This window comes from Flagellimonas zhangzhouensis (genome assembly GCF_900102925.1).
Lineage (GTDB): Bacteria > Bacteroidota > Bacteroidia > Flavobacteriales > Flavobacteriaceae > Flagellimonas > Flagellimonas zhangzhouensis.
In genome coordinates this window covers 330,457-348,963 of record NZ_FNKI01000002.1, presented here as the reverse complement: position 1 = coordinate 348,963, position 18,507 = coordinate 330,457, and the positions used below count along the sequence as shown (strand labels likewise).

The following is an 18,507-nucleotide window of genomic DNA, read 5'->3' as shown; positions in this document are numbered from 1 at the left end:
TTGCAATTTAAAGAAAATGCAATTGATTTTTAATTTTGATTAGAATATTATAAAAAATAGCTTTCTCTTGGGCTTACTTTTTTGAATACCATAATTTTACCCTCTAATTTAAGGATATGAAGCTTACCGTTCTTATTCATTGCCCCGATCAATCGGGTATCATTCGCTCTGTGACTACCTATATTCACCAACAAACTGGGAATGTAGTGTATTTGGACCAGCATGTGGACAAACAGGCAGGGGTGTTTTTTATGCGCCTAAAATGTGAATTTGAACAAGAATTGGATTTGGTTGATTTCAAAAAAGGCTTTGCCACTGAACTGGCAGAACCCTTTGACATGGAATGGGATGCCTACACGGACGAATACCAGCCAAAAATGGCCATTTTTGTCTCTAAATACAATCACTGTCTTTATGATTTGCTAAGCCGATACAATTCGGGGGAGCTTTCAGTGGAAATCCCTTTTATTTTGAGCAATCATAAAGATTTGGAGTATGTAGCAGAGCAATTCAATATACCTTTCTTTCATATTCCCGTGACCAAGGAAACCAAAGCTGAAGCCGAGGATCAACAACTCGAGTTATTGAAAAAATACAAGGTTGATTTTATTGTTCTTGCACGATACATGCAAATTGTATCACCAAAGGTGATCGATCAGTTTCCGCAACGCATCATCAATATCCACCATTCCTTTTTACCTGCCTTTGCAGGCGCAAAACCCTACCATGCCGCTTTTGAAAGAGGGGTCAAGATTATTGGAGCCACCAGTCATTATGTTACCGAAGATTTAGATGCTGGTCCTATTATTGAGCAAGACGTGACCACCGTCTCACACACCCACTCGGTTAAGGATTTTATTGCCAAAGGACGAGATTTGGAGCGGATTGTGCTATCTCGTGCCGTGCAACTGCATGTAGCTCGAAAAACCATGGTGTACAATAACAAAACGGTTATTTTTTCATAGTACAGAAAAGAAATAGGGAGCAAAATGCCCCCTATCTTAACTAACTATAAAACTCAAAAGACCAACTTAAGAACTGGTCCTAAATTCAAATATCTCTGAGGTTGAACTATTCCCAGCACTGTCCGTGCTGATCACCTGCCAATAATAAATTGTATCGGCTTCCAAAGTTGCATCAATATTTGTAGATGCAGTTCCTCCCAATAAGGTTGTCGGTGGATTTGCTGTATCCAGATACACCGAATAACTTAAAGAATCACCATCCAAATCGGAACCTTCCCATTGGAGTGAAATATTTCCTGAAACAACTTCTATCCCCATTTCAGGATAGGGATCATAGGCTGGAAACGGAGCATAATTTTCAATGGCCGCTCCTGCATTGTAAAATCGCCAAGTTTCACTCGTCGCAGTTTCATTGGTACCATCGGCACTCGAAACAACAATCCACGAATAAGCAGTCCCCCTATTCAAAGTAACCTGCAATTCTGTATTGGATGTTGAAGATGATGTTTCTACACCAGTCTCCAAATTTTGGATGGTCAAGGTATAATCATCCGTATTTTCTGATGCTGCCCATTGAAAAGTAACTTGACTCTCCGTATCTGAAACAATCACCCCTTCGGTACATTCCTCATTATTATCAGGAAAAACCAAGGTTGCAGCTAAAGGCACAGGCACTTCTGGTTCTGGTTCAGGTGTTGGGTCATCTCCACTTCCCCCACAAGAAAACAGGGTCAACAATACCAAAGGAACTATGTATTTAGAAGCTATTTTCATTGTTTAATGATTTTAAATTCATGGGCGATTTCTTTTCCTGTCACTTTGATCAGGTAAAATCCGTTTGCGTATCCAGATAAATCCACATTCAGTTTTCCAAAGTTCGTTTGGACAACTTTTGAGGCATGCAATCTTCCATTCAAATCGAAAACCTGAACATTCAACTCTTCATTGGTATTGAAACCTAGGTCCACAGAAACTTGATTGTCCTGAATCATGGGATTTGGATATGCCATCGCCCTATCGGTAAGCAATAAAGTTTCTTCAAAAACACCTTGACAATCCATATCGGTTGAAATCTTTAAGGTGTTTACGGATTGATTCAGTTTTAAATCGAACGAATCACTGGCAGTAAGGTAGGTTTCGTCATTAATTTGAATGTTATAATATTCCCCACCCTTGAGCGCCAAGGAAAGTATATTGGTGTCTTTGTCAACTTCCGAATATACCTCCAAGGACTCGGGCTCTGTGATGGTCAATGTATAGCATTGCTGATAGTCTGATTCTCCAGAAACCGTGATACAAAGCTCATAGTTTCCCGCTGATAGATTTTCAAAGGTCGCAGTGGCGTCAAAATTGATGGATGCCCCTGCAGTTCCTGATAAGGTTGCGGTATAGGTTAGCACTTCCAAGGCGGTTATGGTGATGCTTCCATTATTGCTGCCTCTACAAGTTTCACTATTGGTAAGCACACTAAAGTTGTTTTCTGGCAGTGAAAATACTTCACAACCATCCACATTTACCACGGCATCTAAAGGTGTATCTGGGCAAAGGTCATTAGCGTCCAACACACCATCTGAATCGGCATCGGGTGGATTGTCGTTTGGAAAAAGGCTGGTCGGATTGTTTCCAAAAATGCGATATTCTCCTGGAGCCAGTGTTATGGTCTCATTCACATTGGTCACCACATACTTAAGGTTGTTGGCCAAAAACTCATACCAAACCCCTGTTTCTTGAAATTGTGGGTCGATTTCCTGTTCTACCACTCCAAAGTTTCCAATGATGGTCACGAATCCAATTTCATCTACTCCTGCGGAGGCATTGGTCAAATGAATGGTTTTTAATCCGTTTGAATTTGCCACATTCATTTCAAAATCCGAAGTTTCAAAAATGGGTTCTTCAACGGCCAAAAGGTTTAAATCTGACCAAGTATCGTAAACGGCTTTTCTATCGGGATTGTCGAAATAATCCCAACGGATAGGTTTATTCCCGATTCTACCATTGTAATCGATGGAATAATCGTATCCCAATTCACCAAATTGCCAGATCATTTTTGGTCCTGGAACGGTAAAAAAGAAAGCTCCTGCCAATTTTACCCTATCCAAAGCTGTTGCCAAATCTTGGGTATTGTAATCGCCAGATGCATTACCAAAATTGAGATTTCGATACATCATCCGTTCCTCATCATGACTTTCCATATAGGAAACATTTGATGGAACAGTCCAACCACGGTTGACATAAGAAATCCATGAAAAATCGGAATTGGTATTCCACCCCATAGCTGCCTCACTGTATGGGCCATTTAGGTTGCCCCAAAGCATGATGCCCTTGCCTTCATCCAAACGGTATTCGGCCCATTCGGTTTCTTCTTCATTGGTGCCCAAATGCTCGAAAATTACCAGAAAATCTTCATTCACTTCCCATTGGTAATCGGCATATTCTTTTAAAACCGCTACCCTATCCGCTTGATAGCTTCCTGTACATCCCTCATCATTTTCAGTACAGTTTTGGGTAAATCCTTTGGTCAAATCCCATCGGTAGCCATCAATTTTATATTCATCGATCCAATATTGGGCTACGCGTTTTACATAATCTTGGGTCGCTTGTTGACTGTGATTGAAATCGTTGAACACATTATACGAATGCGTTGGTGCAGCATTGAAGAAGGGGCTATCGTTGCTGGCAACTCCATTATAACCACCATTATCGGTATTCCAAAGTCGATAGTATGGGTTTTGACCTGTTGCATGGTTGAACACCACATCCAAAATCACGGCCATTCCCCTACCATGGCATTCATCCACCAATTGCTTGAAGGCATCGGCATTGCCATAATATTTATCCAAAGCCATGTGAAATGATGGGTTGTATCCCCAGCTTTCGTTTCCATCAAATTCGGAAACGGGCATGAGTTCGATGGCATTTACCCCTAATTCCTGAAGATAATCCAAACGGGCACGAACTGCATCGAAGCTGTGCAATTCATCAAAATCACGAATCAAAAGTTCATACACCACCAAATCGGTTTTGCTCGGCAAGGTATAGCTGTTATTTGCCCATGCATAATCAGGGTCTCCTGTTCGAAGTACGGTTACCGCATGTTCGGTTTGTCCACTTGGGTAAGCTGGCAAATTTGGATAGGTTGTATTGTTGATGTAAGGATCGTTATCCTCATCCAATATTAGGGTTGAATAAGGGTCGGCAATCGTAATTTCTCCATCCACTACATATTGGTACATGTGGTTGGTTTGAGGAGTTAACCCCGTCAATTGAATCCAAAAACGGTCTTGCGCGCTATCCTTTTTCAGTAAATATTCGTCTGAAAGTGTCCAATTATTGAAATCACCAATCAAATGAACGATTTCTTTTCCTGGAGCATACAAAACCAAGGTTGCGCTGGTATCGTCCAATGGATCTAGGTTTAAACCATCCAACATGCCCACAGGAACTGCTTCCTCCACCACATTTACAACCACCATAAAGTTTTGGGTTCGGGTTTCTCCACCACTCTCAGCCTCCAAAGTATATTGTGAATTCTCGGTGATATTGGAATGATCGTAGCTGTAGTCGGTTCCGCTAAACGTATCGACAATACTACCGTTGATGGCCAAGGTGAAATCTGCAGCTACCGAACTTGTAGCTTGAATGGACAAACTTTCTCCTGGGTTTAAAAGCGTCAAGTTTTCGGTTGGATTGTTCAACTGCAATTGAAAGCTTCCTACATCAAAAAAGAAATCGTTGCATCCATTATCCTTGAGTTCTTGGGTGCCTGCCGCATTTCGGAACACCATTCCCATTTGGGTGGCATTGTTGGCTTGATCAGCTGTTAGGCCATAATAGGTTTCGGGTACAAATGTGATACTCCAAGTGCCATCGCCGTTGTCGGTCATTTCACCTACCCCATCGTCTTGCCCCCAATTTCCGACAACGGTGGTCCATGGATCGACATCGGTTCCAATTCCAGAATGTAAATACACCTTACTTGGATTGGAAAGACCATTACAATCCGTTTCGTTACTATTGGCGTCGACGGTTATGGTGATTTCTTCATCCACAGCAAATGGAAAAGGCTCAATAGTAACTTGAGCCCATGATGCCATGGAAAAGATGAGAAAAGAAAAAAGTAAAAGTTTCTTCATACATTTTATTTAAAAATAAAGGGAAACGGCATGGTGCCATTCCCCTTTATCTTAGATTATATAAAAGGGCCTCTACTACCTTGCAATAAGGGAGTATGTTGGTGCTCCTTCGTCGGTAAAGTCCAAAGTAATTAGGTAAGTTCCTGCAGTCACAACGATATTATCGCCACCTGCATCCAAAATACCATCTACTCCAGTGTCTCCATAATTTACATCCCAAGCTTCGTTAACCCTGAACTTGATTTCGCCATCGATCAACTCTACATTTTCACCTACCCAAATTCCTGGGTTTACTTCGGTCAACATAAAGTCGTTAGTGGCACCCCAATCGTTGTATCCACTTCCTACTACACCATAAATATCAGCAGCTTCCATAGTGTAAGTTCCTGCATTGAAATCTAAAGTGATCATATAGTATCCTGCTGCAGAAACGATGTTATCACCTCCTGCATCCAAAGTACCATCAGCTCCTGAGTCACCAAAATCGGTTACCCATTCGTTGTTCATTCTGAATTTGATTTCTCCTTCGATCAATTCTACACCCACTTTGAAAGTATCTGTAGTGTAATCGTAGAAGAATTTGGCATCAGGTCCTGCGCCACCCCAATCATTATAACCAGAACCAACAACACCCCATGAGTACTCTTCCATGGTATAAGTGAAGTCATTAAGATTCATGGTGATTTTATAATCACCTGCTGTTACAACTATGTTGTCACCACCTGCATCCAAAGTACCATCTACATCGGTATCACCGTAGTTATTGGTCCAATCGTTGTTTTCACGGAATTTGATTTCACCATCCAACAAGTTTACGTAGGCAACATAAACACCATCGGTACCCGTAGTATAGAAAGGAGCATCGGCAAAGGCACCCCAATCGTTGTAACCAGAACCAACTATACCCCAACTGGAAATTTCAAATCCAGCACCGCTATCAGCAGTTTTTTCCACAACACTAATGGTCAAAGCTGCTACTTCCGATTCAGTGGTTACGGCATCAACGCCTTCGCCACTTCCTACGAAAGCAGTTACTTTAAAGTAAACGGTTCCTGAATTGTTAGGGTTTCCATCTTCATCTGTGGTTGATGGATCATCATCCAATCCAAGACCTTCGGCCATGGTCAACAATTGACTAACAGTAACACTGGCATTTAATGTGGTCAACGTTCCAGAATCGAACTGGTATGCTCCATCTGCATCAAAATTTTCTGAGATGGAACCTTCCAATTGGTAAGATACTTCTGTTGGCACTCCAAATTCCACTTCGTTCCAAACAAAGCGTTCTGCAATGTTATCTGGAGTTTCATCGGACAATAAATATTCTGCCAAAAATTCATTTTGGAAAGCAACATCCTCAGAAGCTGCTTGCAATGTGAATTCTGGAGTTAGGTCATCGTTTTCACATGCAGTGAAAAGCGCTAGGGCTGTTACCACCCCTAAAACTTGTGCTATAAATGATTTAATATTTTTCATGAGTGTTTAGTTAATTAGAATCCTGGATTTTGAGTTAGATTTTCATTGGCCTCCAAAGCGGTCAAAGGAATTGGGAACAGTTTGTAGGTTTCTGGAATGGATGTACCGTTCAAGGTGTTACCTTTCCAAGGCCATAGGTAGCTGTTACCTGTAAATCTTCCGAAGCGGATCAAGTCACTTCTTCGGTGTCCTTCCAAATTGAGCTCTCTTGCTCTTTCATCCAAAATGAAGTCCAAATTCAAAGATGATTGTGAAATGGAACTTGCATTGGAACGGTTTCTCACTGCATTCACGTAGCTTACTGCGGTTGCCATATCGGCACCTGAAGCGCCACGAACAGCCAACTCAGCATACATTAAGTAGGCATCGGCCAATCGGAATAATGGGAAATCTGTACTGGAGAAACTGGTTGGATTGGAATCGCTAAAGTAGAAGGTGTTTCTAAATTTAACCGCTGGATAACCATCTGTCCAAGCCCTGTAATCGGTCATTTCGTAATTATGACCTTCTGTCCAGAATAGGGCAGCCCTTGCATCGGTGCTGTTTTCCAAATCACCACTATTGAAAAGTCCGTACCACGCTTTGGTGGCCCTGTGTCCACTCCAACCTTCCTCTGCTCCAAAATCGCTAAGGGTCATGGTTTCGGTTCCTAAACTTCCATTTACAATGTAGGTGGTGTTTCCGTAACTCTGGCTAATATCCGCATCAGCGATCAAAGGGAAAATAATCTCGTTGGACAAATAATTGTCTCCTGAGAATATGCTCTCAAAGTTCTCATCCAAAGTATAACCGCCCTCGGTGATCACTTGGTTAATTACTGGAACTGCTTCGTCAAACATGGTAGTTCCAGTGTAAACACCAGCATTCATGTACAACTTGGCCAAAAGCATTCTTGCAACACTTTTATTGGCTCTACCGTATTCATTGCTAGCAGGCAACAAATCCACAACGGCTAACAACTCATTTTCCAAATAGGTGAACAATTCCAAACGGTCCACCTCTGGTAATGGGTCGGAAGTACCGTAGTTTTCTTCGGTAGCCAATACACCTTTACCAAAACAATCTACCAAGTAATAATAGGCCAATGCTCTAATGAATCGAACTTCACCTTCAATTTGATCTTGATTTTCAATATCTACGGCGCCCAACACCAAAAGTAAGTTGTTTGCTTGTGGAATGGTGTAATAGATCCTGTTGTATAGGTAACGGAAAAATTTGTTGTTTTCATCCCAATCGGAAGTCGTTGTCAACTGATCCAATCCATCATCACCCCAACGGTTTTTCATCGCGTCGGCAGTAAAGTCTTGAAGGTTTACAATTCCTCTTAAGAATGGAGATTCCCCTGCATCGTCATCAATGTCAGAACTTCCAGCTCCATCTGGGCCAGAAAGCGCGAACGAAGCATACAATCTTGATAAAATACCACTTACGGCATCTGGATCTTGACTCAAAAGCTCTTCCAAAGTAAGCTCCACTTGAGGTGCTGTATCCAAATCCTTGGTACAACCCTGAACCATCAGGGCCAATGGAATTACTAAAAATATTATTGCTGTTAATTTTTTCATGTCAGATATCTTAAAAATCCACATTTACCCCAAACGTGAAGGAACGAGGTCTTGGATAGAAATTATTGTCTATTGCATTAAAATTCTCTGGATCCTGCCCACTATACTTGGTAATGATGAATGGGTTGTTCAAAGCGCCATAAAAACGCATGGAGACATTCGGCAAAGCATCGTCCAAACGATAGCCCAGTACAATGTTCTCACATCTTAGGAATGTTGCATCTTCCAAATAGTAATCGGAGAATGGCACATTTCCACGAACATCAACAAAGTTGAAATCTGCAGCTCCATTGTAAAAATCGAGTACATTGGACAAGCTGTTCGAGTTGTTCGGAATAGCTCCTTCTACCCATCCAGAAGTCAATCTTCTTGAGTTGTATACTTGACCGCCGAACTGCCCTCTGAAACTAGAGCTCAAATCGAATTTGCCATAATTGAAGTTAAATCCGAAACCATAAGTCCAGTTAGGACGCATTGCTCTGTAGTATCTATCGTCGTTATCCACAACGCCATCACCATTAAAATCGGCAAATGCACCGTGTATTGGATTCCCTGCATCATCATATAACTGACGGAATACCCAAGCTGAATAAGGTTGGTATCCCACAGCGTGGTAAGCCAAATTCACACCAGTTCCTGTTGGTATTCCAGATTCACTTGCCGTGATACGGGAAACGTCTTCCAAATCGGTAACTTCTGCTCTGTTGTACGAAGTGTTTCCGTAAAATTCCAAGGCCATTTTACTGGTTTGCAAAGCTTTTACATTAAAGTTCACTTCAAAACCTTTACTCTCGGTTTCACCAACATTCTTCACAAAAGAAGAAGTCAATGCCTGACCTGGAGCAACAGGTACGGTAGCCAACAAATCAGTAGTGGTACGATAGAATACATCGAAGGAACCACTCAACACATTGTTAGGGAAGAAACCAAAATCAAGACCTGCGTTGAAGGTCTCCGCTTTTTCCCATGTTAAATCTGAGTTGTACGGTGTAGCAGAGTAAAGTGCGTATCCTGCCAAATATTGACTGGTTACAGAACCTGCTTGGAACAATGGAATTGATGGATAGAAACCAACAGCGCCAGTTATATCTTGCTGACCTGTTCTACCCCAACCCAATCTCAATTTCAGGTTGTTTACAAAGTTTACATTCTCCATAAAATCTTCTTCGTACACTTTCCATGCAAAGGCCGCAGCTGGGAAATAACCCCATCTGTTTTCTTTGGAGAAAAGAGAAGAAGCATCTGCTCTAAAAGATAATGTCAACAAATATTTATTGTACAAGTTGATGTTACCTCTACCAAAATAAGATTGTAAGTTCAACTCATTAAAATATCTATTGGTTGGGTTTTGTGGATCATACACCAAAAAACGCTCGCCAGTTGCGGTGTCGTAATTGTATTCTTCCTTGTTACCATCGTTTCTAAAGTTCTGGTAGGAGTAACCCGCCTGAACATCGAAATTGGTAATGGCACCATCCAAATCCTTTTCGTAGGCCAAATAACCTTCAAGGGTTTGGTTGATGATATCTTGATTTTCCCTGTAATTTACACCAGGGTTAAATCGGTAGTTTGGGTCTGGGTCTACCGCAGTATCATCTTGACGGTATGTTGCCAAAGAATTATCGGTATATACTTCTTTTACTTTAGCTTTTGAAGCTTCGATACCTACGTTCGCCACAGCTCTTAATTCTGGCAAAAAATGCATTTTGTAATCCACTTCCATGTTCGCCAAGATTTTACTAACACGCTCTGGTCGGTAACGTTGCATTAAAATGGCAACAGGGTTCCACTGACCGTCCAAGCTCAAGAATCCGCCATCATCAACGGTGTTTTGGTAATAACCACCAAAACGGTTATCGGCAGCAGTATCATAAATTGGCTTGGTAGGATCCATATTTACAGCTCCACCCAAGGCACCACCTTCATCGATAGCGTTCTTTTTGGACATGATTCCCTTAGCATTGAAATCAATTTTTAAGTGATCGTCCAAAAATCTTGGGGTTACTTTTAAGGAACTTGTTACACGTTCGTAGTCACTTGTTTTAACCAAACCTTGCGATTGTGTATAACCTAAAGACAAACGAATTGGCACTGTTTTAAAGATGCTACCGCGTGCACTGAAGTTATGATCGAAAGAAATGGCTGTGCGGAAAATAGCGTCTTGCCAGTCTGTATCGGAAAGGATTCTTCCTTCAATAACATCTGTAGTCGAAAGATCATCTTCTGCATTGGTAGAAGGATCGTCGATACCCAAAAAGTTGGTGTAGTCTGGATGATATTCTTGAATGAATCTGGTAAAAGTACCTGCATTCATCATATCAATCTTCTTCCCAACTGTACTTACCGTAGTATTGGAAGCAAAATTGAATTTGAATTCACCTGTCAAACCTTTTTTGGTGGTAATAATGATAACCCCATTGGAAGCCCTAGATCCATAAATGGCAGTTGCCGAAGCATCTTTCAAAATGGAAAAGCTTTCCACATCGTTAGGGTTAATCAAGGTAAGTGGGTTACTTACCCCTGCTGGATTGGTATTATCCACTGGAATTCCATCAATAACGATCAATGGATTGTTGTTGGCTGTTAACGAAGACCCACCACGAATACGGATATTCGGTGCAGAATCGGGCTGACCACCACTGTTTGTAATTCGAACACCTGCAGTTTTACCAGTAAGCAATTGATCGGTAGACACAATAGCTCCCTTGTTAAAATCCTCTGTGGTAACCGAAGAAACAGAACCTGTAGCGTCTTCTACCGTAGTGGTACCGTAACCGATTACAACAACCTCATCCAAGGCCGTAGTATCTTCATCAAGCGTTACATTAAGTGTACTGCCCGAAACCGTTACCTCTTTAGGTTGAAAACCGATGTAAGAAAACACCAAAATGTCACCCATATTGGCTTCCAAAATGTAATTTCCATCAAAATCGGTTGCTGTTCCCTGAGTGGTTCCTTTTATAATGATACTCACACCAGGTAAAGGATCCTGAGTAGCGGTATCCGTAACTACCCCTTGTACAGTTATTTGCGCGAACTGAACCAGAGGAACTAGAAACATGCACCATAAAAGGTACATCCGTTTAATTCTCATATTGAGTTTGTTTTAGTTAATTTTACGATTATGCTATATTTTACTTCCCAAAAGCGAAAATATGTAAATCGAAACCCTGTTTTATTGACATCTGTCATATTTGGTCACTTACAACGTTTTCTGGTTGACAAAAAGTTCCGATACCTCTTTTAATCAGAGTATATTTGGGGATGAATAGCATTTTTCGGTGCTTTCTATTAAAGAAGATGTAGGATGAAACCTAAAATGACGCTCAAAAAGATTGCCTCGGAGTTGGGGCTTTCTATTTCAACTGTTTCAAAAGCGCTAAAAGACAATAAGGACATAAGTAAGGAGAACCGTGAAAAGGTGCAGGCTTTTGCAAAGTTCTATAATTACCGACCTAACAGTGTTGCTCTTAGCCTTAAAAACAAGCGAACCAAGACCATTGGCGTCATAATTCCAGAAATCGTACACCATTACTTTGCAAAAGTCATTTCTGGGATTGAGGAAGTGGCCAATTCCAAAGAATACAACGTAATCATCGGGGTTACCAACGAATCTTACCGTAAAGAAATCATCAACATGGAAATGTTGATTGATGGCAGTATTGATGGGTTTATCATCTCCCTTTCTAAAGAAACGCTTCAAAAAGCTGACTACACCCATTTACAGGAAACTATCAATCAAAACATTCCAATTGTTATGTTTGACAGGGCAGTAAATGAGATTCCAAGCGATAAAATTGTTATTGATGATCGTGAATCTGGTCGAATGGCCGTTCAAAAACTGATTGATGAGGGGAGAAAGAAAATTTTGTTGCTGACCACCAAGGATTATTTAAATATTGGGCGATTGCGCACCGAAGGCTACAAAGATGCCTTGGCCGAAAACCGAATACCTTTTGATGAGGATTTAGTGGTTCGAATCGGTGAATTGGGAGATTCGGATGAAGACCAACGCATGCTGGAGGAGCGCATCAACAAAGTTTTTGAACTGCACCCTGATATTGATGGCATTTTCGGAGTAAACGAAATATATGCCGTTACCGCATTAAATGTGGCCCGCCTCCGCGGACTGGATGTTCCCGAAACCCTTTCGGTAATCGGTTTTTCTGATGGAATTCTTTCAAAATATGCGCGACCACACCTTACCACAGTGAGTCAGCATGGATTCCAAATGGGCGAAATTGCAGCGCAAACGCTTATCAACCGTTTGGAAGAAATTGATAGCGGAGAAGAAACTCCCTATACCACACAAGTGGTAAAAACAGAGCTTATAATTAGGGATTCTACACTAAATCAAGTGGTCCAGAAAAAATAAATTTAGGAGAGATATTTTAAAAACTCATATCTTTGTCCCTATCAACGCTTATATTTTACTTCCCAAGTAATTAAAATAGGAACAGATTTACTGTTTCAATTGTGAATCAAATACCAATCACAATGTTTCAAAAGCGTAGATTAAGCTTCTGGGAAATCTGGAACCTCAGTTTTGGATTTCTGGGAATTCAAATGGGCTTCGCCCTCCAAAATGCCAATGCCAGTAGAATACTTCAAAGTTTTGGTGCCGATGTGCACGAGCTTTCATGGTTCTGGATTGTTGCACCTCTCACTGGACTTATTATTCAACCCATTGTTGGCCATTACAGCGATAAAACATGGACCCGACTTGGACGTAGACGCCCCTTTTTCTTAACAGGCGCCCTACTTGCTTCTTTAGGTCTTGTTTTAATGCCCAATGCAGATATGTTTACTGCAATTATGCCGTCGCTTTGGGTAGGCGCTGGTATGCTCATGGTCATGGATGCCTCTTTTAATATTGCTATGGAGCCCTTTAGGGCTTTGATTGCCGATATGTTGCCATCCGACCAACGTACCTTGGGTTACAGTGTGCAAACCGTGCTTATAGGCATAGGTGCCGTAATCGGTTCTTGGTTGCCCTACGCTTTAACCAATTGGGTTGGAATCAATAATGTTGCCGCCGCAGGAGAAGTGCCCTTAAATCTTTTGCTCTCCTTTATTATTGGAGCATTAGTGCTTGTCATCAGTGTGGCCGTAACTGTGTTTACCACCAAGGAGTATTCTCCAGAAGAAATGGCGCAATTGAACGCCGCAGAAGATACCATAGAAGAAGAGGAATCGACAGGCGGGTTGATGGACATCTTTACCGATTTTGCTAAAATGCCATTGACCATGCGTCAATTGAGCTGGGTGCAGTTCTTTTCTTGGTTCGGGCTTTTCGGGCTTTGGGTATTTACTACTCCAGCCGTTGCAGAGCATATTTATGGATTGGATCCCAACAACAGTCAAAGTGCAGCCTATCAAGATGCAGGTGACTGGGTGGGCATTCTGTTTGGTGTTTACAATGGTGTTTCTGCCGTTTTTGCCTTTTTTCTACCTGCCATTGCGAAAAAAGTGGGAAGAAAAAAGACACATACCATTTCATTGGTAATTGGAGCCCTAGGATTTTTATCCATATACATCATGCCCGATGAAAATTGGTTGATTCTTTCTATGATCGGAATCGGTATCGCTTGGGCCAGTATTTTGGCCATGCCTTACGCCATCTTGGCGGGTGCCATTCCAGCTCGAAAAATGGGAGTTTACATGGGAATTTTCAACTTTTTTATTGTGATTCCACAAATCGTGAATGCCTTTATCGGCGGTCCCATGGTACAATATCTGTATGGTGGAAAACCTATTTATGCTTTAATGACAAGTGGTGTGGCCTTCATAATTGCCGCACTATTGGTATCGAGAGTACAAGATATTGACGACGAACCCGCTACAATTTAATTGAAATTCATACTTTCAAATATTGTAAGTCTCACAAAGACAAAACAATAAACAAACACACACTAAAGAACTAGTAACACATCAATCATCCCTACAATGAATCAAGACTACATACAACCGAATCCCTGGTGCATTATCGAAGAAGGTTTCGATAAGGATCGTGTTAAATCCTCCGAAAGTCTATTTAGCATTGGAAACGGAGCCATGGGCCAACGTGCCAATTTTGAAGAATCTTATTCTGGCCACACCTTTCAAGGAAGTTATATCGCAGGCGTTTACTATCCCGATAAAACCCGAGTGGGATGGTGGAAAAATGGATACCCTGAATATTTCGCCAAGGTTTTGAATGCTCCGAACTGGATTGGCATCGATGTGACCATTAATGGCGAATCGTTGGATTTGGCTACATGCACCAACATCAAAAATTTTAAACGGGAACTCAATATGAAAGAGGGATGGTACCAAAGAAGTTTTGTGGCCACCACTCCGAATAATATTGAAATTGAAGTGGTTTCAACCCGATTTTTAAGTTTGTCCCATGATGAAGTTGGAGCCATCAAATTTGAAATCACTCCATTGAATGCAGATGCTGAAATCGAATTCAGTCCCTATTTAGATGCTGGAATCACCAATGAAGACAGCAACTGGGACGATAAATTTTGGAACACCACTGAAATTTCATCTGACAAAAACAGGGCATTTATTGAGTCACACACCATGAAAACCCATTTTAAGGTGTGCACGTTTATGCTGGCTCATTTGATTTACGGTGATACCCAAAAGGACACCCCTGATTCTACTTCTAAAGAAGAACTTTCCATTAAATCAACGTATTCACAACAAGTCGCCAAAGGCGAAAAAGTGAGTCTGATAAAATTTGGCGGATATACGGTTGACCGAAATCATGATGAAAACAAACTTACCGAAGCTGCAAACCAAATATTAAATGAAGTTTCTGCACTTGGATTTGATGCCCTACTTGAAAAACAAAAGAAAGCATGGGCACAGGTTTGGGAAATGAGCGACATTACCATCGAAGGCGATGTAAAGGCACAACAGGGAATTCGTTTCAATATTTTCCAGTTGAACCAAACCTATACAGGTACAGATTCCAGATTAAATATTGGACCTAAAGGTTTTACGGGTGAAAAATATGGCGGTAGCACCTATTGGGACACCGAAGCCTATTGTATTCCATTCTATATGGCCACCAAAAACCAAGAAGTGGCCCGTAAACTTCTAAAATATCGCTACAACCATTTGGATAAAGCGATTGAAAATGCTGCAAAACTGGGATTTACCAATGGCGCTGCACTATATCCAATGGTAACCATGAACGGGGAAGAGTGCCATAACGAATGGGAAATCACCTTTGAGGAAATCCATAGAAATGGTGCGATTGCCTTTGCCATTTTCAACTATACACGTTTTACCCAAGACTTCACCTACATCCCAGAAATGGGCTTGGAGGTATTGATTGGAATCGCACGTTTTTGGCAGCAACGGGTTAACTGGTCAACCCATCGCAACAAATACGTAATGTTAGGAGTAACCGGACCGAACGAATACGAAAATAACATCAATAACAACTGGTACACCAACTATTTGGCCAAATGGTGTTTGGAATATGCCTTGGAGCAAATGGATTTCGTAAAAGAAAACCATGCTGCCGATTTTGATAGAATTTATAAAAAAGTTGCGCTGAGTGAAGCGGAAACAACACTTTGGAAGAAAGTGGCGGATAATATGTATTTCCCCTACTCCGAAGAATTGGGTATTTACTTGCAACAAGACGGTTTTTTAGACAAGGATTTGGTTCGCGTAGCCGATTTGGACAAAAAGGAACGCCCCATCAACCAACATTGGAGTTGGGACAGAATTTTACGTTCGCCCTACATTAAACAAGCCGACACCTTACAAGGATTCTACTTTTTTGAAGACCATTTTACCCAAGAAGAACTTGAGAAGCATTTTGATTTCTACGAATCTTTCACGGTTCATGAATCTTCACTTTCACCTTGTGTGCATTCTGTACAAGCAGCCAAATTAGGTCGCATGGAACAAGCATACACTTTCTATCTGCGTACTTCTCGATTGGATTTGGACGACTACAACAAAGAAGTAGAGGAAGGTTTGCACATTACCTCCATGGCTGGAACTTGGATGAGCATTGTGGAAGGTTTTGGCGGTATGCGCGTAGTGGACAATCAACTGAGTTTTCAACCGCAGATTCCTGAGCAATGGGACAGCTATTCCTTTAAAATTAATTTCAGAAATCGAATTGTAAAGGTTACGGTATCGCAAGAAGGCCCTACGTTCAGCATCGACGAAGGTGCGCCATTGGAAATTTTGGTAGATGGCACGAAAGTGACCCTTCAATAAAATAAATTAGCATGAAACAGTTCATAAAATCCATTTCAATTCTAAGTTTTCTTTTGCTTTTGAGCACTTGGGTTGCTGCCCAAGAATTGAATTCCCCAGACGGGAATTTCACCATGGATTTCCTACTTTTAGAAGATGGAACGCCAACCTATCAATTGAATTTCAAGGACAAGGCCATCATCAAATCCAGTAAACTTGGTTTTGAATTAAAGGATGATGCTCAATCACTCTTGGATGGATTTACAGTTTTGGAGTCCAAAATTTCAGCTTTTGATGAGACTTGGAAGCCTGTTTGGGGAGAAGAATCTGAAATTAGAAACCATTATAACGAACTGGCCATTACCTTAAAACAAAATGAAACGGAACGCATCATGGTTATTCGGTTTCGTTTGTTTAATGATGGTCTAGGTTTTAGATATGAATTTCCGCAACAAAAGAATTTGGTGTACTTCGTGATTAAGGAAGAGCGTACAGAGTTCGCCATGACAGGTGACCATACCGCATTTTGGATTCCTGGGGATTACGACACCCAAGAATACGATTATACGGAATCAAGGTTATCTGAAATCCGTGGATTATTTGAAGGTGCTGTTACGCCAAATGCCTCTCAACAGCAATTTTCAAAAACGGGAGTGCAGACTGCCTTGATGCTAAAAACCGATGAAAGCATTTACATCAATTTACACGAAGCAGCTTTGGTGAACTACGCTTGCATGCACCTTGATTTGGATGATACAAACTTTGTTTTCACCTCTTGGTTAACTCCAGATGCAGTTGGTGACAAAGGGCAAATGCAGGCACCTCGTCACACCCCTTGGCGTACCATTATCGCCAGTGACGATGCAACAGATATTTTGGCTTCCAGAATGACCTACAACCTGAACGAACCCAATAAAATTGAAGATACGTCTTGGATTCACCCCGTAAAATATATTGGTATTTGGTGGGAAATGATCACAGGAAGTGGCAGTTGGGCTTACACGGATGAATTTCCGTCGGTTCAATTGGGCAAAACAGATTATTCCAAAGCAAAACCCAATGGAAGGCATTCAGCCAACACCCAACACGTAATGGATTACATTGATTTTGCCTCCGAAAATGGCATGGACGCTGTTTTGGTGGAAGGTTGGAATGTGGGTTGGGAAGATTGGTTCGGTCACCATAAAGATGATGTATTCGATTTTGTAACCCCTTACCCCGATTTTGATGTGGCTGAACTGCGGGATTATGCAAAATCAAAAGATGTAAAATTGGTGATGCACCATGAAACCTCAGGAGCGGTTCGAAATTATGAGCGACACTTGGACCAAGCATACACCTTTATGAACGACAATGGGTATGATGCCGTTAAAAGTGGATATGTTGGGGATATTTTGCCTAAAGGCCAAAATCATTACAATCAATGGGCGGTGAACCACTATCAATTTGCCATTGAAAAAGCAGCAGATTACCAGATTATGGTAAACGCCCACGAAGCGGTTCGCCCAACAGGTTTGGCAAGAACGTGGCCCAATCTCATTGGAAACGAATCTGCACGAGGCACGGAATACCAAGCTTTTGGAGGTTCAAAACCCAATCATGTTACTGTATTGCCATTTACCAGATTGATTGGTGGTCCCATGGATTACACACCTGGCATTTTTGAAATGGACGTGAGCAAATTGAATCCTGACAATCAAAGCCATGTGAATTCTACCTTGGCCAATCAATTGGCCCTTTATGTGACCATGTACAGCCCGCTGCAAATGGCCGCCGATGTGATTGAAAACTACAAACGATTTCCAGATGCCTTTCAATTTATCAGAGATGTACCTGTAGATTGGCAACAAAGCCAATATTTGGAAGCTGAGCCTGGACACTACATCACCGTGGCTCGTCAAGATAAAAATAGTGGTGATTGGTTTGTAGGCAATGTGAATGGAACAACGGAACGTACAACGACAGTTTCATTGGGTTTCTTGGAAAAGGGCAAAAAATACGAGGCCACTATTTATAGGGATGGTGAAAATGCACATTACAACACTAACCCACAATCGTATAAAATTGATTCAAAAAGGGTCACCGCAAAATCAAAATTAAAGGTGAGATCAGCACCAGGTGGCGGATTCGCCATCAGCATAAAAGAACTCTAAACAA

Annotated in this window: 10 protein-coding genes; 5 read left to right on the top strand and 5 right to left on the bottom strand. The window is 41.4% G+C overall.

Translation table 11 applies throughout. The features are described from left to right. Positions 1-116 precede the first annotated feature (116 nt). Positions 117-965: a formyltetrahydrofolate deformylase gene (purU, locus tag BLQ18_RS08325; RefSeq protein ID WP_090294198.1), complete on the top strand. Its 849-nt coding sequence runs from the start codon at positions 117-119 to the stop codon at positions 963-965. Between the two features lie 66 nt (positions 966-1,031). Here the strand turns inward: purU and BLQ18_RS08320 are convergent, their stop codons facing one another. The 5 genes from BLQ18_RS08320 to BLQ18_RS08300 form a co-directional block, all read right to left on the bottom strand. Then, complete coding sequence (locus BLQ18_RS08320) at positions 1,032-1,739, bottom strand: hypothetical protein (protein ID WP_090294196.1); 708 nt, start codon at positions 1,737-1,739, stop codon at positions 1,032-1,034. Then, positions 1,736-5,098 carry an alpha-amylase family glycosyl hydrolase gene (locus BLQ18_RS08315; protein WP_090294194.1) on the bottom strand — a complete coding sequence of 1,121 codons (3,363 nt, stop codon included), beginning with the start codon at positions 5,096-5,098 and terminating at the stop codon, positions 1,736-1,738. The genes BLQ18_RS08320 and BLQ18_RS08315 overlap by 4 nt, the downstream gene beginning before the upstream one ends. A 75-nt stretch (positions 5,099-5,173) precedes the next feature. Further along, positions 5,174-6,574 carry a SusF/SusE family carbohydrate-binding protein gene (locus BLQ18_RS08310; protein WP_090294192.1) on the bottom strand — a complete coding sequence of 467 codons (1,401 nt, stop codon included), beginning with the start codon at positions 6,572-6,574 and terminating at the stop codon, positions 5,174-5,176. 14 nt (positions 6,575-6,588) lie between these two features. Next, positions 6,589-8,139, bottom strand: coding sequence for a RagB/SusD family nutrient uptake outer membrane protein (locus BLQ18_RS08305; RefSeq protein WP_090297451.1), 1,551 nt, complete (start codon positions 8,137-8,139; stop codon positions 6,589-6,591). Positions 8,140-8,149: 10 nt separating this feature from the next. Next, positions 8,150-11,233, bottom strand: coding sequence for a SusC/RagA family TonB-linked outer membrane protein (locus BLQ18_RS08300; protein ID WP_090294190.1), 3,084 nt, complete (start codon positions 11,231-11,233; stop codon positions 8,150-8,152). 213 nt (positions 11,234-11,446) lie between these two features. Between BLQ18_RS08300 and BLQ18_RS08295 the strand changes: the two genes are divergently transcribed. The 4 genes from BLQ18_RS08295 to BLQ18_RS08280 all read left to right on the top strand — a co-directional run bounded on the left by BLQ18_RS08295 (position 11,447) and on the right by BLQ18_RS08280 (position 18,503). After that, positions 11,447-12,514, top strand: coding sequence for a LacI family DNA-binding transcriptional regulator (locus BLQ18_RS08295; protein ID WP_090294188.1), 1,068 nt, complete (start codon positions 11,447-11,449; stop codon positions 12,512-12,514). A gap of 122 nt (positions 12,515-12,636) precedes the next feature. Then, complete coding sequence (locus tag BLQ18_RS08290; protein WP_090294185.1) at positions 12,637-13,989, top strand: MFS transporter; 1,353 nt, start codon at positions 12,637-12,639, stop codon at positions 13,987-13,989. 96 nt (positions 13,990-14,085) lie between these two features. Beyond that, a complete protein-coding gene (locus BLQ18_RS08285; RefSeq protein ID WP_090294182.1) occupies positions 14,086-16,371 on the top strand; it encodes a glycoside hydrolase family 65 protein in 2,286 nt (761 codons plus the stop codon). An 11-nt stretch (positions 16,372-16,382) separates the two neighbouring features. After that, positions 16,383-18,503, top strand: coding sequence for a glycoside hydrolase family 97 protein (locus BLQ18_RS08280; protein ID WP_090294180.1), 2,121 nt, complete (start codon positions 16,383-16,385; stop codon positions 18,501-18,503). Positions 18,504-18,507 lie beyond the last annotated feature (4 nt).